1 protein-coding gene is annotated in these 1,518 nt (G+C 43.1%); it reads right to left on the bottom strand.

The window, feature by feature from the left end:
- Positions 1-239: 239 nt before the first annotated feature.
- Positions 240-803, bottom strand: a complete 564-nt coding sequence (locus EIZ48_RS28170; protein WP_160658694.1) for a nucleotidyltransferase family protein — start codon at positions 801-803, stop codon at positions 240-242.
- Positions 804-1,518: the final 715 nt, after the last annotated feature.

Below are 1,518 nucleotides of genomic sequence, written 5' to 3'. Positions count from 1 at the left end.
TCTCCTGCCAAGTCTCCTAGAGCATCGTATGTTGGAAGCTTGGGGCTGTGTAAGTACCAATGCACAAACGAAACCAGTCCTCCAACTACCGGCACTAAGAAAATTAAATAATCCAATTTTGACCTCGATACTTCCAAGACGTATAACGCCTGCAATAAGGTGCCCTACGCTAAACTAACAAAGCATACCGAACCTCATACCAAAAATGCCGAGTGTAACGGGTCACCTTGATTGCTTTGTTAGCAGGCTGAATCCCAAGGTTCAACTGAAATAGATGGCCAGCGTTCCTTGAAACTTTGAGTCATTTTCAAGTAACTAGCCTCAGTCATTGCTATTTTGTTTGGCTTTACCTTCATTTGGAAGGCATCCGCTAAACCACTCGTTGAATAGATTTCAGGTTCACCAAGTGTGTTAAGCCTAAAACCAATAGCAAAAGCAGATAGCCAAGAGGAAATGCCCTGCTCTACTCTGTCATACGGTGGAATTACTTGACCAAACTTCCGTGGATACCATTCATGCACTCTCGCTTGATTTTTGACATCAATAGCAATGTCATGCTTCAGTCTAGAGGCAATGTTACGTTCATACCATTGCTCTGACTTACAGGAAGTAGTATCAAAGTAAACAATATCAAAGTCTTTAACCTGGTCGAGCGGTTTACGGCCAAGCAAGTCGTTCCAGATTAGCTGAGTAATAGCACCACCAGCGACATAGTAATTTGGAAGATTGATCTTGTTACACTCTTTCGCTGTATCCATCAATTCTGGAACAGCTTTTATTAATTTAATTAGTTGTTGTTCCATATTCCATTAGCCTGCTAACGCCTGCAATAAGGTGTGCCCCACTGAACCAACAAAGCACACTGAACTCCGTACCAAAAACGCCGAGTGTAATGCATCACCTTGATTGCCTTGTTATGGCAAACTCAAGGAATTTGAACCACTTACCAAGCTCGCTACCGCTACAGAGAAATCTGCTCGAACGCGAGATAGTTTACCCTACCATTAAAACCCGAACAGAAATCTGTACATAACTTCATGAACTGACTAGCAAAATCAGTAGCCACTGGACAAAGAATGGCTCTTTACCAACAGATATAAACCAGAAGCTTCGGGAAAAATTGACAAGAATTCAAACTTGATAATCTGAAGCCCAATTTTGATAATTTTCTTTCGATAATGTTTATGGGATTTCTGACAACAAACACAGCAGGCAAATCAAGCGTGCTGCGGACAAAGCCCGCCAATTTCACAGTTCGTTATACACTGAAAGCGTTCAGGTATATCGCCCGAGAAGTTCGGCTAAATAGCCACTAAGCTTAACCCGCAGACCTTGAAGCAAAAACCTCATTGCCTGTGCTTTTTATGCCATAACGCCTGCGATAAGGTGCCCCACGGCCAACTTACCAAGCACACTGAACTTCATACCAAAACCGCCGAGTGTAACGGGTCACCTTGATTGCCTTGTTAGGCATTTCCACATGCGACCTTCCTACTTGACCGCCAAACTCTCAGCGTA

The sequence above is a fragment of the Photobacterium alginatilyticum genome (genome assembly GCF_009910675.1).
Taxonomy (GTDB): Bacteria; Pseudomonadota; Gammaproteobacteria; order Enterobacterales; family Vibrionaceae; genus Photobacterium; species Photobacterium alginatilyticum.
This window is presented reverse-complemented; position numbering and strand designations above follow the sequence as displayed.

What these genes read in the sequence shown, in the direction of transcription:
- EIZ48_RS28170 (WP_160658694.1), bottom strand. Translation starts at nt 803, where the DNA reads ATGGAACAACAACTAATTAAATTAATAAAAGCTGTTCCAGAATTGATG.